Genomic DNA, 24,275 nt, shown 5'->3' on the forward strand with positions numbered 1-24,275 from the left:
TTATCCCGTGTTCTTCATCCCGGCGGCGATGCCTTTGACCGTGAGCCGCAGGGTCTGTTCTTCCTCGTCGGTCCGGTGGGTCTGCGACAGCAGGTGCGTCTGCAGGAGGTTCAGCGGGTCGACGTAGGGGTTGCGGCGGCGGAGGCTCTCTTCGAGCCACTCGCGCTTCAGGAGGCTACTGCGCTCGCTGATGTCGAGCATCAGCCCCGCGGCGTCTTCGTACTCGTCGGTGAGCCGGGTGAAGAACTCCTCGCGGAGTTCCTCGTCGGCGAGGTTCGCGTACTCCGTGGCGATTTCGAGGTCGGTGCGCGCCAGCGCCATCGCGGCGTTGTCGAACGTGCTCCGGAAGAACGCCCACTCGTCGTACATCTCGCGGAGGTCGTCCATGTCGCCGCCGTCTTCGAGGAAGGCGTTGACGCCGGCGGCCAGCGAGTACCAGCCGGGGAGGATACACCGCGACTGGGTCCACGAGAACACCCACGGGATGGCTCGCAGGTCCTCGACGCTCCGCTCGTCGGACCGGGAGGCCGGCCGGGAGCCGAGGTTGAGCTCCTCGATGACGGTGATGGGCGTCGCCTGCTCGAAGTAGGAGACGAAGCCGTCGGCTTCGAGGAGGTTCCGGTACTCCTCGCGGGCGGCGGCCGCCATGGTGTCCATGGCGTCGACCCAGCGGTCGGGCACCTCCTCTTCGGGCGTCCGAATCGCCTGCAGGCGGGCGCGAATCTGGGCGTTGAGCATCTGTTCGAGGTTCCGCTCCGCGATGCGCGGGTTGGCGTACTTCTCGGCGATGGCCTCGCCCTGCTCGGTGAACTTAATCTGCCCCGTGACGGTCTCGTTGGGGAGCGCGAGCATGGCCTCGTTCATCGGGCCGCCGCCGCGGGAGATGGAGCCGCCGCGGCCGTGGAACAGCCGCATCGTCACGTCGAAGTCGTCGCAGATGTCGGCGAGGCGGCGCTGGTTCTTGTAAAGGTCCCAGTTGGCCGCGAGGAAGCCGTTTTCCTTGTTGGAGTCGGAGTAGCCCAGCATGATTTCCTGGACGTCGTTCCGCGCGGCGAGCGCCTGCTCGTAGGCCTCGTTTTCGAACAGCGTGCCCATGATACGGCGCGCGCCGTTGAGCGCCGACTCGGTTTCGAGAAGCGGGACCACGTCGATGCCGCAGTGGTCGGGCATGGAGACGACGCCCGCCTGGTCGGCGAGGAACAGCACTTCGAGGACGTGCGACGGCTCTTCGGTCATCGAGATGCAGTACGTGTCGATGGCGCCGACGCCGTACTCGCGCTGCCACTCGCCGAGCTTGCGGAAGCGGCGGAGGACGCGCTCGGCCGTCTCCGACACGTCGCCCGGCTCTTCGAGGTCGACGACCGGCTCGTCCTGCAGAATCGCGTCCGTGAGGAGTTCGACGCGCTCGTCCTCGGAGCTCCCGTAGTAGTCGAGGCCCTCGTGGGCCAGCGCCTCGTGGACGGCCTCGGTGTGGTTCTCCTGGTGGTCGCGGAGGTCGAGGCTGGCGAGGGTGAAGCCGAACGTGTCGACCTGTCGCATCAGGGGCTCGACGTACACGTCGGCGACCTGCGCCGCGCCGGTCCGGCGGAGGCTGGTGTCGATGACTTCGAGGTCGGCCATGAGTTCGCTCGCGTCGGCGTAGCCGTTCGGGCGGACGTCCTCGACGCGGCGGAGCCGCTCGCGCATCAGCTTGAGCTTCTGGCGGTACGGCTCGTTGGGGTAGCGCTCGTCGGACTCCTCGGCGACGACGGGGAGGAGCTCGCGGTCCGCCTTCAGCGAGCGTTCGAGCTCGTGGCCCGGGTCGATTCGCGTCGCGTCCTGACTCAGCACACCGGAGAGACGCTTGAGCGAGTCGCTGTACTTTTCGAGGGCGACGCTCCGCTGGCGTTCGAGCGTGTCTTCAGTCACCTCGGGCGTGACGAAGGGGTTGCCGTCGCGGTCGGAGCCGGCCCACGAGCGGAACTCGAACAGCTTCGGCACGTCGAGGCCGGGGTACTCGGCGCGGAGCTCCTCTTCGAGTTCCTCGTACACCTCGCCGACCACGTCGAAAAGCGTGTTTTCGAGGTACCACTGGACGTTTCGGGCCTCGTCGGTCGGCTCCGGGCGGCGGTCGCGGACCTGCGAGGTCTGCCAGAGGCTCGTCACCTCGGCGACGACGTGCCGCCACTCCTGGTCGTGTTCGAGGTCGGTGAGGCGGCGCTCGTCGAGCGTCTCCAGCCGGTTGGCGATGGAGCGGAGCTTCGATTTCACCGTCTTCCGGCGGGCCTCGGTCGGGTGGGCCGTAAAGGTCGGCTCGATGAGCACGTCTTCGAGGACGCGTCCCAGAAGCTCCTCGTCGACCTCCTCGTCGTCCAGCGCGCCGAGCGTGTCGAGGATGCCGTCTTCGAGCGTCCCCTCTTGGGACGCCTCGCGGATGACGCGAACCCGCTCGCGCTCCTCGGCGAGGTTGATGAGTTCGAAGTAGGTGGTGAACGCGCGGGCGACGACGCTCTCGCGCTCCGGTTCGAGGTCGCCGACCACGTCGTAGAGTCGCTCGCGCGACCCGGACTCGCCTTTCCGGTAGGCGATGGCCGCCTGTCGAAGCTCTTCGACCGTCTCGAACGACGCCGTCGACGTCTGCGCTTCGAGCACGTCCCCGAGCAGTGCCCCCAGCTCGCGGACATCTTGCCGCACGTCTCTGGTGTGCAATCGCATCCTACTCGAATACGAGTACCACATTCTAAAAGGCCACGAGTAACGCCGAAAATTTGCCCGGAGATGGGTCCTAAACGAACGTTTCTAATGGTTCGTCCAGTTTCTCCGGCCGCGGGGTCGGCGGGCCGAACCCCTCGCGGGCGGCCGTTTCGTGGGGCGTACTAACACGGTTGATTCGTCACGCTTTTACTGACCGGGTCGAAGGTGGATGTATGAGCGATAGCGACAAGTACCCCGCCGATTCGGGTCGCCGTCGGTTCGTCAAGGGCGTCGTCGGGGGAGCGGCGCTCGCGGGCGTGGGAACGACAGGCGCGGCCGCCATCAACACCGCAACGTCGTCCACCGGTTCCGGCGGTGGGCCGACGCAGGCGTACGCCATCGAGAACACCGGCGGTCCCGCACCGCGCGGCATGCCGCAGATTCCGATCGAGATCGACGACGAGGGCTACATCAGAGGCGTCTGGCCCGAGGTCCAGACCGTCACCCAGAACGGTGTGGAAGTCGAACTCGCCATCAGCGAGGACTACCAGGGCACGGGCGTCACCTACTCGCAGGACTGGTTCCAGTACTGCGGCGTCCAGACCTACGACGGGCTGAACCCGACGTTCGAGTCGGACAACTACTTCCGCTCCGACAACGGGGCCTACGACTGGCAGTCCGAGACCTACAGCGCCGGCGACCGCCTGAACGTCAACGACTTCGACGAGTACGAGACGTGGGGCAACGGCATCGGGCAGGCCGGTCTCGGAATGCCCGCGACCGGGACGTGGCGCTCGCAGGACACCGAGGACACGATGCCGATTCAGGTGGTCCGCTCGACGCGCATCGAGGAGGCCGCACAGGACAACGAGTGGCTCGCCGCCTCGACGGACCAAGGCGTCATCGCGTGGCTCAACAAGTGTACGCACTTCTGCTGTGTCCCCGGCTACAAGCAGTCGGCCAGCTCCGCCACGTTCGGCGGCGAAGACGGCGTCTACTGTCAGTGTCACCAGTCCACCTACGACCCCTTCACCATCGTCGAGACGCTCTTTACGGCACTGCCGCGCCCGAGCGAGTAACCTCGCCTCGGCGCTCGCCTTCCCGCTTCGCGACCGACCGCGACGCGTCTCTCCGTTCCGTTCCGTTCCGTTCCGTTCCGTTCCGTTCCGTTCCGTTCCGTTCCGTTCCGTTCCGTTCCGTTCCGTTCTATCTCGTCCTGTCCCATTCCGCCCGTCGTACCCCGTTTCGCGTGCTGACAGACCGGCGGCTCTCGGGTCGTCCGTCAGTGTTCGAGAATCAACCGACCGGGAGACGTCGCTCCGGAGCGACGACCGCGCGCTAGCCGCCGCTGACCGGCGGGAACAGCGCGAGTTCGTCGCCGGCGGCCGTCGCCTCGCCGAGCGCGGCCGCCTCGCCATTCCGGAGGACGTTGATGTGGTCGTACAGTTCGCCGTCGTCGCCGAACACCCGCGATTCGAGCGCCGGGTGCGCCCCGACGAGGGCGTCGAGCGCGTCGCCGACGGTCGCGTCGTCGCCGTCGACGTCGACTCGGACGGTGCGCGCGCCCGTGACTTCCGCGAGGTCGGCGAACAGCTTCCACTCCATACTCCCGTCTCGTCGCCCGGCGTTCATGAGGATTGCGCCCCGGACGACCGCGAGCCGTCGCCGTCGGAACCGCCGTCGTCGCCGCCGTCGGTGCGGCTCGTGTCGGTCGTCGCCCGGCGTTCGACCTTCCGGAGCACCTCCGGCCGACCGACGACGTAGAGCGTGTCACCGGCGGCCAGTTCGCGTCCCCGGCCGGGAATCGCGTCAACCGGGCGGTTCGAAGACCGGATGGCGACGACCGTGGTGTCGACCTCCGAGACCGTCACGCCGTCGAGGTCGGCACCGGCCGCGACGGTCGTGACCGCCATCGTCTCGTCGGCGTTCCGCAGGAGCGACGCGAACTCGCGGTCGACGTGGGGGTCCGCGGGGAGCGTCACGAGCCGGTACTGCTCGCCGCTCGTCAGCCGGTCGGCGTCTTCAGCGTCGAGGGCGACGGTCGCCACGTCGTCGGCGACGCCGCGGAGTTCGCCGAAGGCGACGCGGGTCGGTGCGGTCGGCGCGGTCGACGCGGTCGGCGCGTCGGTGCCGCCGTCGGACAGCGAGCCGGTGTCTGGCCCGCCGGCGGGCGTCTCGGTCGATTCGACGGCGTCGGTCGCCTCGGGCGGTTCAGATGCGTCCGCGGAGCCGCCGTCGGACGGTTCGTCCCCCTCGTCGCCCGCGTCCGGTTTCGGAACCGACCAGACCTGCACGGGGTCGCCGGCGGCCGCGCCGGAGCCGGGGTCGCCCCGAATCGCGACCGCGACGGTGCCGGGCGCGAGCGTCGGCCCGAGGCCGGCCGCGCGACTGCCGAGCGCGAGATAGGACACCTCGCTCTCGCCGGCTTCGAACTCCACGTCGACGTGGCCGACGCCGTGGTCGTCCTTGATGCGCGTGGCGAGTCGGTCGCGGAGTTCGGCCTCGCTGAGCCGCCGAGGGAACAACAGCGTCTTCCCGCTCAGCTGGGTCTTGACGGTCTTTGCGACCGGGTCGTAGCCCTCGATGTCGCCGATGTCCTCGGGGAGCGTCACCGACGTGACGCGGCCGACGGTCCGGACGAGTCGGCTCACGTCGGCGTCGAGTTCCTTCGCGCCCGCGACGGCGAACACGTCGGTCGCGAGTCGGTCGCCGGCGACCCGGCCGACCGGCGCGATGAGCGCCCCGCCGGCGAGCGACCCGATGTTGAAAAGCACGGTGTCCAGTTGGAACACCTCGGTCTCGCTACCGGTGGTGAACGCGCCGAACAGGCCGATGGTGTTCAGGTAGAGCGCGACGACCGCGGCGCCGAACAGCACCGCCAGCGCCCGCGGAATTATCTCCCGGGTGTACCAGCGGTAGAGAAGCGAGGCAATCGCCGAGACGATGAACGCGCCGACGACGAGGCCGATGAGCCGGAGCACCGGCGGGACGAGCGCGTCGTCCGCGGCCGGAATCGACACCTGCCCGGCGGTCGCCGACTGCCCGACCGCCGCGAACAGGTCGGCGGCGGGGGCGGCGGAGGCGAGCGCGACCGACATCACGCCACCACCTCCTCGAAGCGGGTCAGGTCGCTTCTCGACCCGACCGCGTAGACGGTGTCGCCGGCGGAGACCGCTTGGTCGCCCCGCGGCGCAATCGTCCAGTTGCCGCCGTGGCGGACCGCGAGGACGGCCACGCCGTAGGCGTCGCGGACGCCCACCTTTCCGAGCGTCACGCCGTCGAGCGGCCCGTCGGCCCCGACCGAGAGCCGCGAGAAGCGTTTGCCGGCCCGGCGGAGCAGGGAGACGAGTTCGAACTCCCGGCGGACGCCGCGGGAGGCGACGACGAACCGGTCCACGTCGCTCCCGAGGAGCGGTTCGACCTCCCCTCGGTCGACCGCGAGCGTGACGCGGCCCTCGCCGCCGACGGCCGTGGGGGCGCGCGGCGCGGCCTTCGGCGCGTCCGCGTCGTCCTCGTCGTCCTCGGGTTCGCTCAGGGCCTCGACGACCGATTCGACGCTGGCGACGGTCGCCGTGACGGTTTCGGTGCCGCCGTCGGTGACGACGACCACCTCGTCGCCCTGCGCGAGTCCCGTCGGCACGAGCGCCGTCACCGACACCGCGCGCTTGCCCGCCGGGAGGCGCTTCGAGAGGCCGCCGACCGGGGCCGCCGCGGTGACGGTGGCGCGGGCTCGCTCGTCGATTCTGACCTCGACGGCGGCGAGGTCGAACTCGTTCTGCAGGCGGTCGGCGAACCGCGATTCGAGCTCCACGAGCGGGATGTCGGCCGGGAACGTCCACTCGCCGTTTCGGATGCCGGTGCGGATGTCCAGCGGGACCGGCGGGTAGCCCTCGATGTCGCCGACCTCGCCGGTGACGGTGACGCTGACCTGCCCGCGGCCGCCGACGAGTTCGACCACGTCCGTCGACAGCGACCGCTCTGTGAGCTTTCGAAGCGACATCTTCCGCGGGATGTCGTTGGCGAAGGCGTCGCCGCGGTTGTGCGCGTACAACGCCCCCATCAGGACGACCAACAGCGCGACCGTCAGCCTGACCTGGTTGTCCGACTGCGTAATCGAGGGGTCGGCCAGCGCCATGAGACCGCCGCTCGCGCCCGCGATGGCGACGCTGAGGACGACGACGGCGAGGCCCGGGACGGTGACGCCGGTGACGTAGCGGAACCCGAAGCCGAGGAGCCACGCGACGGCGGCCGGCACGAGCCCCGTGAGGATGCCGAAGTACAGCCCGTAGACGACTTCGACGGGGAGTGAAGCCATGGGCCGGTACACTCGCCGACGGGATAAAGGCGTGACGGCGCGCCCGTGACGGGCCGATACCCGACCGCTTTTGCCCTCTGACGCCAGAACTGGGAAAGACATGGCTTCCGTACGCGAGTGGGTCGGTGCCCGCGCGACCATCGGGACGGTGTTCGTCGCCGCCGTCCTCTCGGTCGCCATCGGCATCCTCAACATCAGCGTCCCGGTGAGCGGCGGCGTGCTGGCCGCGTACATCCCGGAGGCGGTCCGCATCACCGCCGGGTTCACCGGGACGCTGACGGGCTTTCTGCTCCTCGCGAGCGTCTTCGGGCTCCGCCGCCGCTACCGCGCCGCGTGGTACTCGGCCGCGATACTGCTCCCGGTGACGGCCGGGCAGGGGCTCGTCCAGTCGCCCGAGCGGGCGGCCCCGCTCGTCGGCCTCTCGCTTATCAGCCTCGCGCTCTTGGTGTTCAACTACAGGGCGTTCGACCGCGACCTCGACCTGACGGCGACACAGCTGTCGGCGCTCCTCGCAATCGCGGGGGCACAGACGTACACGACCGCCGGCGCGTGGGCGCTCAGAGAGCAGTTCAACGGCATCGAGACGCTGTTCGACGCGTTCTACTTCGGCGTCGTCACCGGGAGCACGGTCGGCTACGGCGACATCTACCCGCAGACCGCCATCGCCAGGCTGTTCGGGATATCGGCGCTCCTTATCACGGTGGCGACGTTCGCCGTGGCGCTCGGTGTCCTGCTCACGCCCGCAATCGAAGCGCGACTCACCAAGGCACTCGGACGCATGACCGAATCACAACTCGACATCCTGGAGAACCACATCCTCGTCCTCGGCTACGGGGAACTGACCGAACCGATTCTCGAAGAGCTCGGCGACCGCGCCCGCGTCGTCATCGTCACGCCCGACGAGGCCCGCGCCAAGCGCCTCACCGACCGCGGCTACGCCGTGGTCACGGACGACCCGAGCGACGAGGAGGCGCTCCAGCGAACCCGCGTCGACGCCGCCCGCTCCGTCGTCGTCGCCACCAACAACGACGCCGAAGACGCGCTGGCCATCCTGACGGCGCGACAGCTCAACCCCGACATCCACATCGTCGCGTCGGCGACCCAGCGGGAGAACGAGCGGAAACTGCGCCGCGCCGGGGCCAACACCGTCATCAGCCCGGCGGCGCTCGGCGGCCACTTCCTCGCCGAGTCCGCCGTCGGCGGGAGCGGCCTCGAAACCATCGAGGAACGACTGCTCGACGAACAGCCCACCGACCCGCCTACCGACCCGCCCGCCGACGGGACGACCGAGGCTGACGGGACGGGCGAGTCAGACGAATCCGAACCGGACGGTCGGAACTGACGAGGCCGGCGACCCCGGTCGCAAGCGCGAACTGACGCCGACGCCGACTGCTCCGCTCCGCGTCGCTCCCTCTCCGCTTAGTGCCCGCGGTCGAACACCGCCACGTCGCAGTCTATCTCGCGGATGCGCTCGAACGTCGGCGGCGCGATGAACCGCGAGGCGGGCGAGCGGTCGCCGCTGGAGCCGAGCACCACGAGGTCGTAGGTGGCGGCGTTGGAGGCGATGAAGCCGGTCACGTCGGCGCGGGCGACCCGCGTCTCGATGTTGCCGTCGGCCGTCTCGACCAAGTTGGCGAGCTTCGACTCCGCGGGGCGGCGCTCGACCTCCGAGGTGATGCAGGTCGTGACGCTCACGCTCCCCGTTTTCCCGGCGAGGCGGGTGGCGAAGTCGATCATCGCGTGGGCGGCGTCGCCCGGCCGCGAGACGAGCACGAGGATGCGCCGCCAGCGGTAGGTCTCGCCGGTCGAGCGGAACGCCACGGTGTCGTACGACCCGCCGAACAGCCCGCGGATGTAGTCCGAAAGCAGGCCGCGGTCCTCCTCGTAGGGCGTCACCACGAGGTCGGAGTTGGTGTTCGCCGCGGCCTCGGTGGTCGCCGTCAGCGGGTCGCCGCGCGCGACGGCGATTTCGACCGGGACGCCCAACTGGGTCCGAAGTTTGTGGGCGCAGGATTCGAGGCGCTCGACCGACGCGTCGGTCTCGGCGTCGAGGTCGGCGTCGGCCTCGCCCTCGGCGCCCGAGTTCGCGTCGCTCTCGTCGGCCGGCGTCGGCGGGAGCACGTCGAGGAGGACGACTTTCCCGGCGCTGTGGGCGGCGGCGAGTCGGGCGGCGAAAAAGGCCGTCTGGGTCGCCGTCTCGCCGCGCATCGGCACGAGGACGTGGTCGTCGCCGCGGACGGTTCCGTAGAGGTACTCCGCGCGGCGCTCGTAGAACTGCTCGCGCCAGACGGTGAAGGCGATAGCGATGACGAAGCTGGCGAAGAAGATGCTCACCACGTACTCCTCGGGGTTCACGTCGCCCGTCACGAGCGTCAACAGCGCCGTCGAAAACGCGGAGGGCGCCTCCACGTCCAGCGCCCACGTCGTGACCCCCGCGAGGAAGATGGCGAGCGCCGCCGCCGACGGATGGACGACGGCGGTCCCGGTCGGGCCGTAGGCCCACCCGGCGAAGCCGACCGCGACGAGGCCGCAGAGCGCGCCGACCGTGAGGGCGACGACGAACTTCACGGGCGAGGCGTACCGCCCTTCGGGGTCCGAAAACAGCGTGTACGACCCCGACGCGAGCGGCGGGAAAAGCAGGAACGACAGCGTGCTGACCGAGTTGGAGATGAGCGTCACCCCCGCGATGAGCACGGGGGTGATGAGCAGAATCGAGAGGTGAAGCAGGTTGTTCGTGTTCTCTATCCAGCGGCCGAACGCCACCTTCTCGCGCCGCTCTATCCGGCGGATTCGGGTGCGAAGCGCCCCGACGCGTGCGACCGCTCGGGCCGCGAGGTGGCGGACGTCCACGGTGCTCGTCTACGCGAGGTCGGCGACCGCGTCGAGCGTGATGGAGATGGCGCGCTCGACGTTGTTCTTCGCCTTCTCGGGGAGTTCCTCGTCGGAGTCGGCTCCCTTCTGGGTGCCGGCGACGAGGTTGCCGTCGACCGTGCAGATAGCGCCGGCGCGGAGGCCCCGGCGGCGGGCGAGCGAGAACACCGTCGCGGCCTCCATCTCGATGGCGAGCAGGCCGGCGGCGTTCCAGTCTTCGACGTACTCGTCGGACTCGTTGTAGAACGCGTCGTCGGAGACGATGGGGCCGACGTGGACGTCTTCGTCGTTCGCCTCGGCCGACTCGACGAGCGAGGTGAGCACGTCGTAGTCGGGGACCGCCGGGTAGACTTCGGACTCGTAGCGCTTCGAGGTGCCCTCCTCTTTGGCCGCGCCCGTGGCGACTATCATGTCGCCGATTTCGATGTCCGCTTGGAGCGCGCCGATGGTGCCGACGCGGATGAACGTCTCCACGCCGACGCGGGCGAGCTCCTCGATGGCGATGGCGGCGGAGGGACAGCCGATGCCGGTCGAGGAGATGGTGAGCGGGACGCCCTCGTACTCGGCGTTGACGACCTTGTACTCGCGGTTCTGCGCGACTTCCTCGACGTTGTCGCACTGCGTTGCGATGCGGTCGACCCGCCCGGGGTCGCCCGGGATGAGCGCGATGTCGTTCACGTCGCCTTCTTCGACGAGGAGGTGGGGCTGTTTCGCCATGTACCGACCCACTCGGGTCGCGGGCAAAAACGACGCGGTTCGACCGGGGGGCGGCGTCGACCCGGCCGACCATCGCCGCGCGCTCGCGCTCGTCACGCCCCGACGCCGACACCCTCGACTGCCAGACAGTCAGCCCCGACCGAACTCGCGATTATCGTTCTCGGGGTCGTATCGTGTGTATGGTCGAACACGTCCTCGTTCCCTTCGACGGGTCGCCGCTGTCCGAGAGCGCGCTCGAATTCGCCTGCGCGGAGTTCGGCTCGCGGACCATAACGGTGCTGTACGTCGTCGACAGCCACACAGACGACACCGCCGCAATCGGGTGGGGCGACCACCCAAGCGAGTGGGACGACTGGCTCGAAGACCGACGGGAGCACGCCGAGGAGCTCTTTTCGCGGGCGCAGGCGGGAATCGCCGACGAGTACGGCGTCTCGCTACAGACGGGGGTCGCGGTCGGCCGAGTCGCGGAGATGGTCCTGCGCGCGGCCGCCGAGTACGGCGCGGACCTCATCGTCGTCGGAACCCACGGCCGCCCGCACCTCGAGGAGTTCGTGCTCGGGAGCGTCGCGGAGTCGCTCGTCCGGCAGTCGGAGCTCCCGGTGGTGACGATTCGATAGCCGTCGGTCTCACGTGAGCCCGGTGAAGACCACCGGCGCGAGGACAAGAAGCGTCGCGCCGAAGACGAGCGAGGAGCGGAGCCACTGCCCGCGGACCGCCGTCGCGCGCTCCTCGTAGATGCGCCGGCCGGCGCGCGGGAGGACGAACCGGGCGAACGCGACGTAGATGAACGCCACGACGACCGCGGTCGCGACGAGGTGCGAGGGGAGGTCGACGCCGGCGACGCCGAGGTCCGGCGCGACGGCGTCGGTCGCGAGGTAGACGACCGCGTAGAGGACGCCCGCGAGCCCGCCGGCGGCGTGGTGGGCGACGTTCGCGTCGCCGAAGCTCACCTCGTCGGGCGTCGTCCGGCGGACGACCGCCGCGGCGACGTACGCCGGGGTGAAGCCGTCGTCTTGTCGCCACATCGGGATGGCCATCACGACCGCGGCCGCGACGCCGACGACCGCGCCGAGAAGCAGTCGCCCGGCGACCGCGCCGAGGCTCGACGCGGCGTCGAGGGCGGCGACGGTGGCCGGGAGGAGGTCCAACATCGTCCCGACGAATGGCTGGTGAGGATAAAACTGGTCGGGTCGTCGCCGAGCGGCGTGGCGGGCGGCGGCTCAGCCCTCGACGAGGTCGTCCAGCCGCCGCCAACTGAGTCGCGTCCGCGCTCCCGGTTCGGCCGCGGTGAGCGCGCCGCAGGCGTTGGCGACTGCCAACGCCCGCTCGTAGGTTGCCTCGTCGAGGCGGGCCGCGATGAACCCCGAGGCGAAGGCGTCGCCCGCGCCGGTCGTGTCCACCGCGTCGATGGGGTAGCCGGGGTGGACGTGTCGCTCGTCGCCGTCTCTGACCTCCGCGCCCCGCGGGCCGTGTTTGAGGACGAGCGTCGCCCGCGCGAGCGCCTCGGCCACGTCGGACACGGGTTCGGCGTCGGCGCTCCGGCCGCGTTCGACCGCCGCCTCGCCGAGCGCGGTGGCGGCCTCGCGGTCGTTGAGAAAGACGTAGTCCACCTCGCGGAGCGCGTCGGCGTAGCCCCGGTCGCCGACCCGCCGGCCGGGGTCGAAACTGACCGTCGTGTCGACCTCGTGGGCCCGTCTGGCGAGCGTCGCGGCCGTCTCGGGCGACTGGCTCGTCAGGTGGAGGTGGTCGGCCGACGCGAGCGGGTCGGTCGGGAGGTCGGTCGCCTCGAACGCCTCGTTGACGCCGGGCGAGCCGAGGACGAACACCTCGCCCGCGGCGTCGACGACGATGTACTTGACCGTGGTCGGGCCGCGGTCGACGCTGACGACGTGGCGGCAGTCGACGCCCTTCGAGGCGAGTTCGGCGACGGCGGCGTGGCCGTGTTCGTCGTCGCCGACGCTCCCGAGGAGCGCGGCGGGCACGTCGAGGCCGACGAGGCCGCTGGCGACGTTGGCGGCGCTCCCGCCGCCCGCGCCGACCCGCGACTCGACGGTCGCCTCGCCGTCCGGCTCCGGCAGGGCGTCCACGCGGAGGGTGACGTCCCAGTTCACGTGGCCGGCGCAGATGACACGGGACATGCGTCCGCGTAGGTCGGTTCGCCTGTGGGATAACTCCCTCGGGTCGGGCGACTACGGAGCGCGGGGAAAGAGCGTGAACGCGGAGGCGGGCGGCCCCCCAGCCGAATCCCGGCCTCAGCCGGCGATGGCGAACAACAGGAGGTTGTGGACGCCGGGGCCGAGGCCGACGGCGGCGACGAGGCCCAACAGGAGCGACCCCTCGGTCGGGTCCTCGCGGACGTAGTCGGCGAGGAGGGCGACCACGAAGCCGGCCACGGCGAGTTTCACGAGGACGAACAGCCAGCCGACGCCGAGGGCCTCGGCGGTCGGGAGCGCCGCGGCGGCGTCGAGGATGACGCGCGACAGCGGCGTCCGCTCGCCGAACCCGAGCACGTCGACGCCGACGGCGGTCGACAGCGCGTCGAGGGCGTGCCCGAAGATTGCGAGGAGGCCGAGCGACCCCGCGGCGGCCGCCTCGGGCGCGAGTCGCGTCACGACCCGCCACGTCAGCGGGCTGACGACGAGCGCCGCGACGAGCGCGACGCCGGGCCAGACGACCGAGAGCGTCCCGGCGGCGAGGCCGATGAACAGCGCGAAGCCGGCGAGCCCGGCGGCGACGAGCGCGCCGGGGGCCGCGAGCGCCGGCGGCGAGGCGAGGTCGGTCGCGTCGAGCGCGAGCCACGTCGCGCCGGCGACGACGGCCACGGAGAGATAGACCGCGGGCGTGCCGGCGAGCGGTTCGACCGCGGGCGGGAGCGCGTCGACGACGTAGAGCACGTGGAGCGCCGACCCCGCAACCATCCACGGGACGAGCGCGAGGACGTGCGCGGGCGTGACCGTCGGGCGCGTGCGAGTCAGTCCGACGCCGACGCCGACGAGCCCCGCGGCGAGGGCGACGAGGTAGGGAAGCGGCGGGAGCGCGAACCCCTCGGGGAGGATGGCCATGCAGGAGGCGCGGCGGGGCGGCGTGAAAGCCTTACGTTCTTTAGCCTCGGGTCGCCTCCACCGGGTATGAACCGAGCCGACCTCGCCCCCCGAATCGACCACACGGTCCTCGGACCCGAGACGACGATTGCCGACGTGGAGGCCGTCCTCGACGACGCCGACGAGTGGGGGCTGAACGCCTGCATCCCGCCGTGCTACGTCGCCGAGGCGAGCGAGTACGCCCCGGACGTGTTGCTGGCGACGGTCGTCGGCTTCCCCCACGGCCAACACACGACGACGGCCAAGCGCGAGGAGGCCGTCGACGCGTGGCAGGCCGGCGCGGACGAACTGGACATGGTCATCAACGTCGGTCGGCTCAAGGCCGGCGAGGACGACCTCGTGACCGAGGACATCTCCGAGGTCGTCGCGGCCGTCCCGATTCCGGTGAAAGTCATCATCGAGACGGCGCTTCTCACCGAAGAAGAGAAACGCCGCGCCTGCGAGGCGGCCGTCGAGGCCGACGCCGCCTTCGTCAAGACCTCCACCGGCTTCGCCGACGGCGGCGCGACGGTCGAGGACGTGGCGCTCATGGCCGAGTACCTGCCCGTCAAGGCCTCCGGCGGCGTCGGCTCCTACGACGAGGCGGTCGCCATGTTCGAGGCCGGCGCAGAGCGCATCGGCGCGTCGTCCGGCGTCGACATCGTCTCCGGCGCGCCCGAGAAGTAGGTCGGCAGTCAAGCGGTCTCGCAGTCTCGCGGTTTCGCGGTCATCGATATATCCCGAACGTCGCGGGCCCAACATTGATTGTTCGACTCCCGAGAACCCAGTACCATGCTCCGAGGCGAACAGGCCGTTCAAATCGTCGTGATTCTCGTGTCAGTGCTTGGGCTCTGGGTCGGCGCGCGGCTGTTGGTCGACGCCGCCGTCCGGTCGGCTCGGAGATTCGGGCTCTCGGAGCTCACTATCGGACTGACAATCGTCGCAATCGGAACCTCGACGCCGGAGCTCTCTGTCGCGGTCGACGCCGCGTACAAAGGGCTGGGCGATATCGCGGTCGCCAACGTTCTCGGCTCGAACATCTACAACCTGGCGTTCGTGCTGGGCGTCATCTCGCTGGTTCGGGTGATTCCGGTCGCGGAGTCGCTCGTCTCCCGCGACGGCGTCGCCCTGTTGGCGAGCACGCTCCTCGGCGGGGTGGTCCTGTTCGACCTCCGGGTCACGAGGCTCGAAGGAGTCCTCTTAGTCGGGGCGTTCGTCGCCTACACGGCGTACTTGCTTCGGAGTTCTCAGACGGAGACGAACGGAACTGACGACCAGTCGCTCGGCGACGACAGCGTGACCCGTTCGATAACCGAACGAATCGAGTTCCCCGGGCGGGACGCCGTGTTCCTCGCGGGCGGGTTGGCGCTGGTGTTGGTGAGCGGCGACTACATGGTGCTCGCCGCCTCGGAGTTGGCCCGCGGTGCCGGCGTCTCCGAGTGGGTCATCGGCGGCACAATCGTCGCGGCGGGGACGTCGACGCCGGAGTTCGCCGTCTCGCTGGTCGCGCTCCGACGGCGGAGTCTCGGGGTCTCCGTGGGCAACGTCGTCGGGAGCAACATCCTCAACATCACCGGCATCGTCGGCGTCGCGGCGGTCGCTCGCCCGCTCGCGGTGAGCGCCTCGGCGCTCGGGACGCTCTCGTGGCTGGTCGCGGTCACCCTCCTGATTGTCGCCGCGCTCTGGACCGGGAGAGTCCTCTCCCGTTTGGAAGGTGCCTTCTTTGCGACCTCCGAGGTCACGCGGTGGATACTGGGGCTCATCTGAGGGCCGCAGTCTCCCGAGACGGTCCTGTCGAGCGCCCCCTAAATCGCTCTCCTACTCGGCCCGCAACGCGACGAGCCGTCGCGGTCCGTCGTCGCCGCCGGATTCGACGACGAACAGCGCGTCACCCGCCGGCGTCGGGCCGGTCAGCGCGCGCCCCGCGAGGTCGTATCGCCAGCGCTCGGCTCCGACGCGAGTGTCACCGAGGCCGACGCCGCCCCCGGCGTCGTAGGCGACGACGCCGCCGTCGTCGCTCGTGTCCGAGACGAAGACGGTGTCGCCGGCACCGGCGGGCGGGGCGAAGAAATCGTCACCGCCCGCCCACGAGGGAGAGCCGGCACGCTTGTCGAAGGCGTCGATTCCCGTCCCGTCGGTCGAAAAGACGCGCCGGGGACCGACGACGAGCGAGCCGTGCGGCGAGGGCTCCTCGCGGTGCCAGTCCACGGCACCGGCGCGGAGGCCGCCTCTGAGGCGGGCGACGCCCGCGCCGAAGAAGCCCGCGAACACGTCGTTCGACTCGGCGATTGCGAGCGCCTGCACGCCCCCGGGGTGTTTAGTTCGCCACCGCCCGGTCGCGCCGCGTTCGACGCCCTCGTCGCGGAGCGCGACTACTTCGCCGCCCTCCGTGCCCGCGACGACGGTGTCGTACCGGGCCGCGAGAGACCGAACCGGACCGAACACCTCCTCGCGCCACTCGACGGCACCGTCGCTGGCGCGGACGCGATAGAGGTTCCCCGCGGTGTCGGAGGCGTAGAGGCGGTCGCGGTCCGGTTCGGGTCGGACGACGGGTGCCCAGACGCTCGACTCGGTCGGCGCGTGCCACGCCTCCTCGCCGTCGTGGGTGTACGCGAGCACGCCGGTTCTGGCCCCGACGTGGCCGACGTAGACGCGCTCCGAATCGACCGTCACCGACGAGCGGAACCCGCTCTGAGAGTCGCTTTCGACCGACCACTGCTCGGTGCCGTCGGCGACCGAGAACGCCCGGAGACGGTCGCTGGTGGCGAGGTACACCGTCTCGTCGAACACGACCGGGCGCGCCAGTTCGAGGCCGTTCACGTCGATGCCCCACGACTCGCTCGGCTTCGACGCCGGGCCGGTCGCGCGGGGGTTGTAGCCCGCCCCCTCCGGCGAGAAGTAGGGGTGTGGCCAGTCGGCGCGGCCGTCGCCCGTGGAACCTTCGTCGCCGCCGACACAGCCCGCGAGACCGGCGACTGCGCCGGCTCCGAGGGCTCCGAGGAACGCCCGCCTCGATGGCCCCGCGTCGGGTCGCGTCACGACTCCGACCCTCCAGCGTCCGCGGCTGTCCCCGCGGTCGCGGTCGTGCCCGCACTAGATGAATCGGCGGCGTCGCCGACGACAGTCAGGCTGAACAGGCCGTCGTCGCGGACGAGCGGGCAGAACACCCGGCGGTCGGTCGCGGCGAGCGAGTGGCCGACGTAGCGACCGAGCGGAATCGACCAGCGCTCGCGGTCGCCGAAGGGGCCGCCGCCGTCGGTTCGATTCAGGGCGACGAGTTCGCCGTGTCCCGTACCGACGTAGACCGTGTCGCCGACGATGCTCGCGGCGGAGACAGTCTCTCGCGGGTCGTATTTCCATCGCTCCTCACCGGTCGCGCTATCGAGCGCCCGGAGCGACCCACGGGCGGCGTAGAGGCGCTCGCCGTCGAACGCGAGTCGCTCGTGGACGCCGCCGGCGTCCTCCCAGACCACGTCGCCGTTCCGCCGTTCGAGCGCGGCGATGCGGTCCCAGCCCGCGATGTACACCCGCTCGTCGCCGACGACCGGCGCGACGGCTTCGACCGTCTTGGTCGGGACCTGCCAGCGGGCGCCGCCGTTCGTACCGAGACAGTAGAGCCGCTGGCCCTCGGTGACGACGAACACCGAGTGGAGGTTGACCGCGAGGGGACGCCGGACCGCGCCGAACAGCGACCGCGTCCACGTGACCTCGGCGGCGTCGATGTCGACCGCGCAGACGCGTTCGTCGTCGAGGCCGAGAAACAGCGTCTCGCGGTCGTTGGAGAACGCCGGCGGCGTCCGCGGGCGACCGGGGAGCTCGATAGTCCGGAACTCCCGGCCGGTGCGGGCGCGGTAGAGCGCGAGCCGGTTCGGGCCGTGGACCGTCACACCGAGCGAGTAGACGACGCCGTCGAGGACGACCGGCGCGGTCCACCCCTCGCCCTGTGCGGTCCACAACTCCTCGCCGGCGGCCGGGTCGATTGCTCGCATCGGGTCGCCGGGCGTGTAGCCCACCCCGTCGGCGGCGACGGGCTCGGTGGAGTCCATCCCGAAGTCGGGTTCGTACTCGATAGTCGGCTCAGCGATGGCGGTGCCTTCGCGGAGAAACGCGGTGTTGGCGTCGTCGTGGGCGTAAGTCGGCCAGCCGCGGTCGAAGCGGACCCCCTCGGGGAAGTCGTCGTCCGTCGGTTCGTCGCCGCCGACACAGCCCGCGAGACCGACGGCCGCACCCGCCCCGAGAAGGCGAAGTACGTCTCGGCGGGTGCTGGTGTCGGTGGCGGGCGGAAGTGAACTGCGGACGGCGGACGAAGCGGCGCTGTCGGTCGCGGCCGAGTCGCGGGCGGAGGGAGAATCGGGTTGTGTCCTGCGGGAGCGCATCTATCACAACTGTACAACACCGTGACAAGTAACTTTTCGCCGAGACGGGAGCGACGGAGCGTTCGTGACTCGAAAAAGGGATTCGCCGACTCCGTGGCTCAGGCCGCGGGTCTGGTGCGGCGGGCGGCCGAGCGGTCGTGGAGCATGCTTCCGAGTGCGCCGCCGATAGCGCCGGGGATGCCCGCGAGGGCGATGATGACGACGGCCGCGGCGAACACGGTCAGGCCGAAGAACACGCCCGCGAACAGGACGTTCATGATGACGAGACCGATGGCGACGATAATCCCGCCGAGCGTCGTGCCGACGAGCCCGTTGAGCGCACCGTCGGCCGCGCCGGTCGTGACGATGTAGCCGGCGACGAGGCCGCCGATGATGCCCGTGAGGACGTAGCCGACCGTGGGGAGCGTGACGTTCGTGAACGGAAGCGCGAAGCCGCTGAGGATGCCGACGACCACGGTCGCGATGAACCCGTAGGCGATGGCGCGCGTGTTGAACTTCATAGCGACTCTAAATACAACGTATGAGATAATGAATTATTTTCGTCGTTCGACGGATAATACGGCCGATGCGAGACTCGCGGGGGGCTGAGCGTCCGGCCGGCGCGATGCTCCGTGGGGCGTGCTCGTCGGTGTTCGTCGGACCGTTGCCGTCCGCGTCACGGGAGAGGCGCTCGCGGGGCGCTATCACGCCCCGCGGACGCCGGCAGTCTCGGGGGAGACCGCGGCGTTTTTGCCCGCTGACCCGGTACGTGGGGTAACCGAATGGCCCGATACCACATCGAGACATACGGCTGTACCTCGAACCGCGGCGAGAGCCGCGCCATCGAGAGCGCGCTCCGCGACGCCGGACACTACCGCGTCGACGGGCCCGAGGAGGCCGATGTCGCCATCATGAACACCTGTACGGTCGTGGAGAAGACGGAGCGGAACATGCTCCGTCGGGCCAAAGAGCTGGAGGCGGAGACGGCGGACCTCATCATCACGGGCTGTATGGCGCTCGCGCAGGGCAACGACTTCCGCGAGGAGGGCATCGACGCCCAGATTCTCCACTGGGACGACGTGCCGACCGCCGTCACCAACGGCGAGTGTCCGACCCCCGGCCCCGGCGTCGAGCCCGTCTTGGACGGCGTCGTCGGCATCCTGCCAATCGCCCGCGGCTGTATGTCGAACTGCTCGTACTGCATCACGAAGTTCGCCACCGGCCGGGTCGATTCGCCCTCGGTCGACGAGAACGTCGAGAAGGCGCGGGCGCTCGTCCACGCCGGCGCGAAGGAGCTCCGCATCACGGGACAGGACACCGGCGTCTACGGCTGGGACAAGGGCGACCGGAAGCTCCCCGAGCTACTGGACCGCATCTGCACCGAAATCGACGGCGAGTTCCGCGTCCGCGTCGGCATGGCCAACCCCGGCGGCGTCCACGGCATCCGCGAGGAACTCGCCGACGTGTTCGCCCGCCACGACAAGCTCTACAACTTCATCCACGCGCCCGTGCAGTCCGGCTCCGACGAGGTGCTCGAACACATGCGTCGCCAGCACCGCGTCGACAAGTTCCGCGACATCGTCGAGACGTTCGACCGGGAACTCGACTACTGGACGCTCTCGACGGACTTCATCGTCGGCTATCCGACCGAGACCGACGAGGACCACGAGCGGTCGATGGAACTGCTCCGCGAGATTCGCCCCGAGAAGGTCAACGTCACGCGCTTCTCGAAGCGCCCCGGCACCGACGCCGCCGACCTGAAGGGCCTCGGCGGGACGCTCAAGAAGGAGCGCTCGAAGGAGATGTCCGAGGCGAAGATGGACATCGTCGCCGCCGCCTACGACGAGATGGTCGGCACGGAGCGCGACGTGCTCGTCGTCGAGGAGGGCACCGGCGACTCCGTGAAGTGCCGCGACGAGGCCTACCGGCAGATTATCGTCCAGAACGCCACCGAACACGGCCTCGAACCCGGCGACTTCGCCCGCGTGACGGTGACCGCCCACCAGACCGTCTACGCCTTCGCCGAGCCGGTCGACGCACGGCCCGAACCGCGAGAGCCGACGGTCGCCTGAGCGGTCGGGGCCGCGCCGGTACGGTCGGTTCGTATCCCTGTTTTTCGCCGACGCCGGCAACAAGATTGATAGCGACGCGACGGCTGACAGCACCCGTGTCCGACGACAGCCCATCGGAGGCCCGAGCGTTCGCCAGAGACGCGCTGGAGACGGTCGCTCTCGTCGTCGCGGTCGGCGCGGTGCTGTTCGCGGTCAGCGGCGTGTGGCCGCCGATGGTCGCCGTCGAAAGCGGGAGCATGCAACCGACCCTCGAACGCGGCGACCTCGTCGTCGTGACTTCGGAGGGTCGCTACGTGGGCCCCGCGGCCGACGACCACGGCGTGGTCACGGCGAACGCGAGCGAGGGCTACGGGCGACTCGGCGGCCCCGGCGACGTCGTCGTCTACGCCCCGCCGTCGCGCGCCGGGTCGCCCATCATCCACCGCGCGGTCTTCCGGGTCGAGGACGGCGAGAACTGGTACGACCGGGCCGACGACTCGTACGTGGACGGCGCGGACTCCTGTGCCGAACTCCTGAACTGTCCCGCGCCGCACGCCGGCTACGTCACCCGCGGCGACGACAACGACTACTACGACCAGGCGCGGGGCATCGCCTCGCCCGTCCGGCCCGACTGGGTGCGGGCGAAAGGCCAGTTCCACGTGCCGTATCTCGGGGAACTGCGGTTAGAACTGCAGAAACTGCTGTGAAGCGTCGCCGACGCGTCAGCGACCGTCGCCGCCGTCGGGCGAGAACATGGTGTAACGCTCCGTCTCGTCGTCTTCCTTCCACTCGCCGAGCTCCCGCGGGTCGATGTGGACGAACACGTCGTCCACCTCGTCGATGTTCCGAATCGCCTGCACCACCCACGTCTCGATGTCGTGGGCCTCGGTAATCGTCATGTCGCCTTCGACCTCGATGTGGAGGCTCACGTCGATTTCGGGGCCGACGTAGTGGGCGACCACGTCGTGTGCGCCGTAGACGTCGGGGTGCGACAGCGCCGTCTGGACGATGAGCGCCCGGAGGTACTCCGGCGGGGCGGCCCCGACGAGGTAGTTCACGTTGTCGCGGACGATTTCGTAGCCGGTGTAGACGATGCCGATGGAGACGACCATCGCGGCCAGCGGGTCCAAGATGGGGTAGCCGAACTGGCCGCCGACCACGCCGACGAGCGCCGCGCCCGCGGTGAGGATGTCGTTTCGGTTGTCGACGCCGGCGGCGACGAGCGCGGGCGAGTTCTGCTCGCGGCCGACCGAGTAGCAGTAGCGGTAGAGGACGTACTTGAACACCGCCGCGACGACGAGGACGACGACGCCGAGCGTCCCCGCGGACCCGCCGTAGGTCCCCGCGAGAATACTGGACGTGCTCCGCCAGAGAATCGCTCCGCCGGCGGCGAAGATGCCGACCGCGACGAAAAGCGAGATGAACGGCTCGATGCGCTCGTGGCCGTGGGGGTGTTCCCAGTCCGGTGGCTTCGTCGTCAGATAAAGCCCGCCGAGGATGATGGTGCTGTAGACCGCGTCCGCGAGGCTGTTGACCGCCTCGGACCCGAGGGCCAGACTCCCGCTCGTCCACCACACGCCGCCCTTCCCGACGACGAGAAGCACGTTCGCCGCGAGGACGACGAATCCGACCCGCCGGATGGCCCGTCTGCGCTCCATTACCGTGGCTTTCGGGAGTGGGGTTCAAATGCGCTTCGGGGCGGAGCGGGCTATTAGACGCACTCGACGTGAGTTTTAGAGTCAGTCTAATTCGAAGCGAACCGCGTCGTCGTCGCCGTCGACGACCGCGCCGTCGAGGCCGGCGAACGCCTCGTGAAGCTGGTCGTAGGAGTCGTCGAGGGCCTGCACGAGCACCTTCGTGTCGGAGATGACCGGCATGAAGTTCGTGTCGCCGCTCCACCGCGGGACGACGTGGGTGTGGAGGTGGTCGTCGATGGAGCCGCCGGCGGCCGACCCGCCGAGGTTCTCCCCCGCGTTACAGCCGTCGGGGTCGAAGGCGGCGTCTAACGCGGCGAGCGTCTTCGATTTGAGCCGGGCGTGGTCGAGGAGTTCCGCGTCCGAGAGGTCGCCGAACTCGCCGGTGTGGCGGGACGGGATGACCATGACGTGGCCCGGCGCGTAGGGGTAGTTGTTCAGGAGGACGAACGAGTGCGGCGAGCGGGCGACGATTTTGGCCTCTCGGTCGTCGTCGCGCTCGGGGAGTGCACAGAAGGGACAGCGGTCGTCGTCCGGGTCGTCGGCGTCGGCGTCTTGGTCGTCGTCGCGGGCGACCCACTCGATGCGCCACGGGGCGAACAGTTGGTCCATGGCGGCTCAATGGAACCGGACGGGCAAGCCGTTTCGGTCTCGGGGCGACCGGTGCCGCCCGGCGTCACCCGACTACCGCGTGAGGTTCTCGTAGCCGTCTTCGGTGACGATGATGGTGTCTTCGGCCTGTCCGACCAGCGCGCCGTCTTCCTCTTTCAGGACGGGGTAGCCGCGGAGGATGCCCTGCTGTTCGAGCCGACGGATGGCCATCTCGGAGCGGCCGCCCTCGAACCAGCGGGCCGCGAAGGGGAGCAGTTTGTACTTCTCGCGCACCTCGTCGAGCAGTTTGCGCGACATGCGGTCGCGGACCGACCGGTCGTTGACGAGGCTGTAAATCTCGTTTTTCGAGCCCTCGGTGACCTTGCCGGTGCCGTCGGTGGCGAACGGCTCGATGGCGACCACGTCGCCGACTTCGAGTTCGACGCCGCGCTCTGCGCCGCGGTTCGGGATGGTCGGGTCGGTGTGGGCGTCCCACTGCTCGACGCCGTGGCCCGAGAGGTTGAGGACGGGCGTGTAGCCGTAACCGCGAATCACGTCCTCGATTTCCGCGCCGATTTTCCCGGTGTGCGCGCCCGCTTCGACCATGTCGAGGGCGGCGTCGAGCGCCTCCTCGGCGGACTCGACGAGTTCGTCGTTGCCCGAGAGGTCGACGGTCACGGCGGAGTCGGCGATGTAGCCGTCGACGTGGACGCCGACGTCGAGACACACCATGTCCTCGCCGAACACGGTGTCGTCGTCGCGGCCGGGGCTGGCGTGCGACGCCTCCTCGTTGATGCTGATGTTGACCGGAAAGGCACAGCCGTCGGCGAGTTCGCGGATGCGCGCTTCGGCGTGTTCGGCGACTTCGAGGTGGGTGACCCCGGGTTCGACCATCTCGGCCGACTCGTCCAACACCGTGCGGAGGACCTCCCCTGCCTCTCGATACTTCTCGACCGTCTCGTCGTCGAGGGGTCCGATGCTCATGGGCGCGACTTCGCGGCCGCGCCGGAAAGCGATTGCGGGATGGCCGGCGACCGGAATCGGACCATCGCCCCCGCCCGGCGAGGTATGCCTGATAGTCTCTGCCACGTCTATATAGCACAACATTCCGAAACTAGCAACCCTTTCTTAGCCTGGGACGTTCTGAAATAGGAGAGAACGTTTCCAATGAGTGTCCCATCCTTCCACCCCGACGTCGCCGAGCAACACCTTCGAGTCGACATCGACGACTGGGACGACGTGTACGTCGTCGGCGACGTACACGGGTGTCTGCCGGCGCTCGAACGCCTCGTCGACCGGCTCGACCCCTCCGAGGACGACCTCGTCGTCTTCGTCGGCGACCTCGTGCGGAAAGGTCCCGACAGCAAGGGCGTCGTGGACTACGTCCGCGAGCGCGACAACTTCCTGACCGTCCGCGGCAACAACGAGGAGAAGCTCATCCGCGGCACGAAGGAGCTAGACGCGCTGACCGACGACGACCTCGAGTGGATTTCGAACCTCCCGGTCGCTATCTCGTGGGACGGGACCATCGTCGTCCACGGCGGCGTCCACCCCGAAAAGCCGCTCGACGAACACGACGTGGACGAACTCGAAAACACCCGGGCGATGAACCCCGGCGACAGCTACGACGGTCCCTTCTGGTTCGAGTACTACGAGGGCCCCGAACGCGTCTTCTTCGGCCACACCGTGATGGCCCACCCCGCCGTCTTCGAGCACGCGATGGGCCTCGACACGGGCGCGGTCTACGGCGGCGCGCTGACGGCGTACGACCTCCACGCCGACGAACTCGTCGCCGTCGACTCCGAGGTCACCCACGAGTCCCGCAAGGACTCGAAGATTCTCGAACCCCGCCAGCCCGCGCTGGTCTGAGCCGCGCCGCGGCGACGGTGGGAGCGACGGCCGAGGCGGCGAACTAAAGGTCGCCGCCG

General features: G+C 69.7%; 23 protein-coding genes. 8 read left to right on the plus strand and 15 right to left on the minus strand.

The window, feature by feature from the left end; translation table 11 throughout:
• The gene (gene ppc / locus IEV64_RS01430; RefSeq protein WP_188422952.1) at positions 1–2,694 is read right to left on the minus strand and encodes a phosphoenolpyruvate carboxylase; all 2,694 of its coding nucleotides are present in this window, start codon (positions 2,692–2,694) and stop codon (positions 1–3) included.
• 212 nt (positions 2,695–2,906) lie between these two features.
• Here ppc and IEV64_RS01435 point away from each other — a divergent pair, with 212 nt between their 5' ends.
• The gene (locus tag IEV64_RS01435; protein ID WP_004969527.1) at positions 2,907–3,752 is read left to right on the plus strand and encodes a Rieske (2Fe-2S) protein; all 846 of its coding nucleotides are present in this window, start codon (positions 2,907–2,909) and stop codon (positions 3,750–3,752) included.
• Between the two features lie 259 nt (positions 3,753–4,011).
• Here IEV64_RS01435 and samp1 read toward each other — a convergent pair whose 3' ends face one another.
• Genes samp1 through IEV64_RS01450 form a run of 3 tightly spaced genes read right to left on the minus strand, consistent with a single transcriptional unit; the run spans position 4,012 to position 6,988 of the window.
• Entirely contained in the window at positions 4,012–4,278 is a 267-nt protein-coding gene (gene samp1 / locus IEV64_RS01440) for a ubiquitin-like modifier protein SAMP1 (protein ID WP_188422953.1), read from the minus strand.
• A gap of 23 nt (positions 4,279–4,301) precedes the next feature.
• On the minus strand, positions 4,302–5,771 hold the full coding sequence (locus IEV64_RS01445; RefSeq protein ID WP_188422954.1) for a DUF8167 domain-containing protein: 1,470 nt from the start codon (positions 5,769–5,771) through the stop codon (positions 4,302–4,304).
• Complete coding sequence (locus IEV64_RS01450) at positions 5,771–6,988, minus strand: potassium channel family protein (protein WP_188422955.1); 1,218 nt, start codon at positions 6,986–6,988, stop codon at positions 5,771–5,773. The genes IEV64_RS01445 and IEV64_RS01450 overlap by 1 nt, the downstream gene beginning before the upstream one ends.
• A gap of 100 nt (positions 6,989–7,088) precedes the next feature.
• On the opposite strand from IEV64_RS01450, the gene IEV64_RS01455 reads away from it, so the two are divergent.
• Positions 7,089–8,330, plus strand: coding sequence for an NAD-binding protein (locus tag IEV64_RS01455; protein WP_188422956.1), 1,242 nt, complete (start codon positions 7,089–7,091; stop codon positions 8,328–8,330).
• 77 nt (positions 8,331–8,407) lie between these two features.
• Here the strand turns inward: IEV64_RS01455 and IEV64_RS01460 are convergent, their stop codons facing one another.
• The gene (locus tag IEV64_RS01460) at positions 8,408–9,838 is read right to left on the minus strand and encodes a universal stress protein (RefSeq protein WP_188422957.1); all 1,431 of its coding nucleotides are present in this window, start codon (positions 9,836–9,838) and stop codon (positions 8,408–8,410) included.
• Between the two features lie 9 nt (positions 9,839–9,847).
• Positions 9,848–10,576, minus strand: a complete 729-nt coding sequence (locus IEV64_RS01465; protein WP_188422958.1) for a guanosine phosphorylase — start codon at positions 10,574–10,576, stop codon at positions 9,848–9,850.
• A gap of 179 nt (positions 10,577–10,755) precedes the next feature.
• Between IEV64_RS01465 and IEV64_RS01470 the strand changes: the two genes are divergently transcribed.
• Positions 10,756–11,193: a universal stress protein gene (locus tag IEV64_RS01470; RefSeq protein ID WP_007275291.1), complete on the plus strand. Its 438-nt coding sequence runs from the start codon at positions 10,756–10,758 to the stop codon at positions 11,191–11,193.
• A gap of 9 nt (positions 11,194–11,202) precedes the next feature.
• On the opposite strand, the gene IEV64_RS01475 is transcribed toward IEV64_RS01470, so the two are convergent.
• The 3 genes from IEV64_RS01475 to IEV64_RS01485 all read right to left on the minus strand — a co-directional run bounded on the left by IEV64_RS01475 (position 11,203) and on the right by IEV64_RS01485 (position 13,638).
• A complete protein-coding gene (locus tag IEV64_RS01475) occupies positions 11,203–11,727 on the minus strand; it encodes a hypothetical protein (RefSeq protein WP_007275292.1) in 525 nt (174 codons plus the stop codon).
• A 69-nt stretch (positions 11,728–11,796) separates the two neighbouring features.
• On the minus strand, positions 11,797–12,714 hold the full coding sequence (locus IEV64_RS01480) for an ATP-dependent ribose-1-phosphate kinase (protein ID WP_007275293.1): 918 nt from the start codon (positions 12,712–12,714) through the stop codon (positions 11,797–11,799).
• 114 nt (positions 12,715–12,828) lie between these two features.
• Positions 12,829–13,638, minus strand: coding sequence for a DUF63 family protein (locus IEV64_RS01485; protein ID WP_188422959.1), 810 nt, complete (start codon positions 13,636–13,638; stop codon positions 12,829–12,831).
• 66 nt (positions 13,639–13,704) lie between these two features.
• On the opposite strand from IEV64_RS01485, the gene deoC reads away from it, so the two are divergent.
• A complete protein-coding gene (gene deoC / locus IEV64_RS01490; protein WP_007275295.1) occupies positions 13,705–14,343 on the plus strand; it encodes a deoxyribose-phosphate aldolase in 639 nt (212 codons plus the stop codon).
• Between the two features lie 105 nt (positions 14,344–14,448).
• Positions 14,449–15,423 (plus strand): calcium/sodium antiporter, encoded by a 975-nt coding sequence (locus IEV64_RS01495; protein WP_188422960.1) that lies wholly within the window; start codon positions 14,449–14,451, stop codon positions 15,421–15,423.
• A gap of 51 nt (positions 15,424–15,474) precedes the next feature.
• Here the strand turns inward: IEV64_RS01495 and IEV64_RS01500 are convergent, their stop codons facing one another.
• The 3 genes from IEV64_RS01500 to IEV64_RS01510 all read right to left on the minus strand — a co-directional run bounded on the left by IEV64_RS01500 (position 15,475) and on the right by IEV64_RS01510 (position 18,532).
• Positions 15,475–16,695, minus strand: a complete 1,221-nt coding sequence (locus tag IEV64_RS01500) for an outer membrane protein assembly factor BamB family protein (protein ID WP_188422961.1) — start codon at positions 16,693–16,695, stop codon at positions 15,475–15,477.
• The gene (locus tag IEV64_RS01505) at positions 16,692–18,032 is read right to left on the minus strand and encodes a PQQ-binding-like beta-propeller repeat protein (protein WP_188422962.1); all 1,341 of its coding nucleotides are present in this window, start codon (positions 18,030–18,032) and stop codon (positions 16,692–16,694) included. The genes IEV64_RS01500 and IEV64_RS01505 overlap by 4 nt, the downstream gene beginning before the upstream one ends.
• Before the next feature lie 98 nt (positions 18,033–18,130).
• Positions 18,131–18,532, minus strand: coding sequence for a DUF5518 domain-containing protein (locus IEV64_RS01510; protein ID WP_188422963.1), 402 nt, complete (start codon positions 18,530–18,532; stop codon positions 18,131–18,133).
• Between the two features lie 261 nt (positions 18,533–18,793).
• On the opposite strand from IEV64_RS01510, the gene IEV64_RS01515 reads away from it, so the two are divergent.
• A complete protein-coding gene (locus IEV64_RS01515) occupies positions 18,794–20,083 on the plus strand; it encodes a tRNA (N(6)-L-threonylcarbamoyladenosine(37)-C(2))-methylthiotransferase (protein WP_007275300.1) in 1,290 nt (429 codons plus the stop codon).
• Between the two features lie 95 nt (positions 20,084–20,178).
• Entirely contained in the window at positions 20,179–20,769 is a 591-nt protein-coding gene (locus tag IEV64_RS01520) for a S26 family signal peptidase (protein WP_188422964.1), read from the plus strand.
• 15 nt (positions 20,770–20,784) lie between these two features.
• On the opposite strand, the gene IEV64_RS01525 is transcribed toward IEV64_RS01520, so the two are convergent.
• The 3 genes from IEV64_RS01525 to map form a co-directional block, all read right to left on the minus strand.
• On the minus strand, positions 20,785–21,720 hold the full coding sequence (locus IEV64_RS01525; protein WP_007275302.1) for a cation diffusion facilitator family transporter: 936 nt from the start codon (positions 21,718–21,720) through the stop codon (positions 20,785–20,787).
• An 81-nt stretch (positions 21,721–21,801) separates the two neighbouring features.
• Entirely contained in the window at positions 21,802–22,368 is a 567-nt protein-coding gene (locus IEV64_RS01530) for an HIT family protein (protein WP_188422965.1), read from the minus strand.
• 72 nt (positions 22,369–22,440) lie between these two features.
• On the minus strand, positions 22,441–23,331 hold the full coding sequence (gene map, locus IEV64_RS01535) for a type II methionyl aminopeptidase (protein ID WP_007275304.1): 891 nt from the start codon (positions 23,329–23,331) through the stop codon (positions 22,441–22,443).
• Between the two features lie 183 nt (positions 23,332–23,514).
• Here map and IEV64_RS01540 point away from each other — a divergent pair, with 183 nt between their 5' ends.
• Positions 23,515–24,216, plus strand: coding sequence for a metallophosphoesterase family protein (locus IEV64_RS01540; protein ID WP_188422966.1), 702 nt, complete (start codon positions 23,515–23,517; stop codon positions 24,214–24,216).
• The last annotated feature ends 59 nt before the right edge of the window (positions 24,217–24,275 follow it).

Origin of the sequence: Haloferax sulfurifontis (assembly GCF_014635105.1) — an archaeon.
In the GTDB taxonomy this organism is placed as follows: Archaea; Halobacteriota; Halobacteria; order Halobacteriales; family Haloferacaceae; genus Haloferax; species Haloferax denitrificans.

Coding starts and splice junctions, on each gene's coding strand:
- IEV64_RS01475 (WP_007275292.1), bottom strand. CDS start 11,727: ATGTTGGACCTCCTCCCGGCCACCGTCGCCGCCCTCGACGCCGCGTCG.
- IEV64_RS01450 (WP_188422955.1), bottom strand. CDS start 6,988: ATGGCTTCACTCCCCGTCGAAGTCGTCTACGGGCTGTACTTCGGCATC.
- IEV64_RS01510 (WP_188422963.1), bottom strand. CDS start 18,532: ATGAAGTTCAACACGCGCGCCATCGCCTACGGGTTCATCGCGACCGTG.
- IEV64_RS01470 (WP_007275291.1), top strand. CDS start 10,756: ATGGTCGAACACGTCCTCGTTCCCTTCGACGGGTCGCCGCTGTCCGAG.
- IEV64_RS01530 (WP_188422965.1), bottom strand. CDS start 22,368: ATGGACCAACTGTTCGCCCCGTGGCGCATCGAGTGGGTCGCCCGCGAC.
- IEV64_RS01515 (WP_007275300.1), top strand. CDS start 18,794: ATGGCCCGATACCACATCGAGACATACGGCTGTACCTCGAACCGCGGC.
- IEV64_RS01465 (WP_188422958.1), bottom strand. CDS start 10,576: ATGGCGAAACAGCCCCACCTCCTCGTCGAAGAAGGCGACGTGAACGAC.
- IEV64_RS01505 (WP_188422962.1), bottom strand. CDS start 18,032: ATGCGCTCCCGCAGGACACAACCCGATTCTCCCTCCGCCCGCGACTCG.
- IEV64_RS01540 (WP_188422966.1), top strand. CDS start 23,515: ATGAGTGTCCCATCCTTCCACCCCGACGTCGCCGAGCAACACCTTCGA.
- IEV64_RS01485 (WP_188422959.1), bottom strand. CDS start 13,638: ATGGCCATCCTCCCCGAGGGGTTCGCGCTCCCGCCGCTTCCCTACCTC.
- IEV64_RS01455 (WP_188422956.1), top strand. CDS start 7,089: ATGGCTTCCGTACGCGAGTGGGTCGGTGCCCGCGCGACCATCGGGACG.
- ppc (WP_188422952.1), bottom strand. CDS start 2,694: ATGCGATTGCACACCAGAGACGTGCGGCAAGATGTCCGCGAGCTGGGG.
- map (WP_007275304.1), bottom strand. CDS start 23,331: ATGAGCATCGGACCCCTCGACGACGAGACGGTCGAGAAGTATCGAGAG.
- IEV64_RS01435 (WP_004969527.1), top strand. CDS start 2,907: ATGAGCGATAGCGACAAGTACCCCGCCGATTCGGGTCGCCGTCGGTTC.
- samp1 (WP_188422953.1), bottom strand. CDS start 4,278: ATGGAGTGGAAGCTGTTCGCCGACCTCGCGGAAGTCACGGGCGCGCGC.
- IEV64_RS01480 (WP_007275293.1), bottom strand. CDS start 12,714: ATGTCCCGTGTCATCTGCGCCGGCCACGTGAACTGGGACGTCACCCTC.
- deoC (WP_007275295.1), top strand. CDS start 13,705: ATGAACCGAGCCGACCTCGCCCCCCGAATCGACCACACGGTCCTCGGA.
- IEV64_RS01495 (WP_188422960.1), top strand. CDS start 14,449: ATGCTCCGAGGCGAACAGGCCGTTCAAATCGTCGTGATTCTCGTGTCA.
- IEV64_RS01445 (WP_188422954.1), bottom strand. CDS start 5,771: ATGTCGGTCGCGCTCGCCTCCGCCGCCCCCGCCGCCGACCTGTTCGCG.
- IEV64_RS01525 (WP_007275302.1), bottom strand. CDS start 21,720: ATGGAGCGCAGACGGGCCATCCGGCGGGTCGGATTCGTCGTCCTCGCG.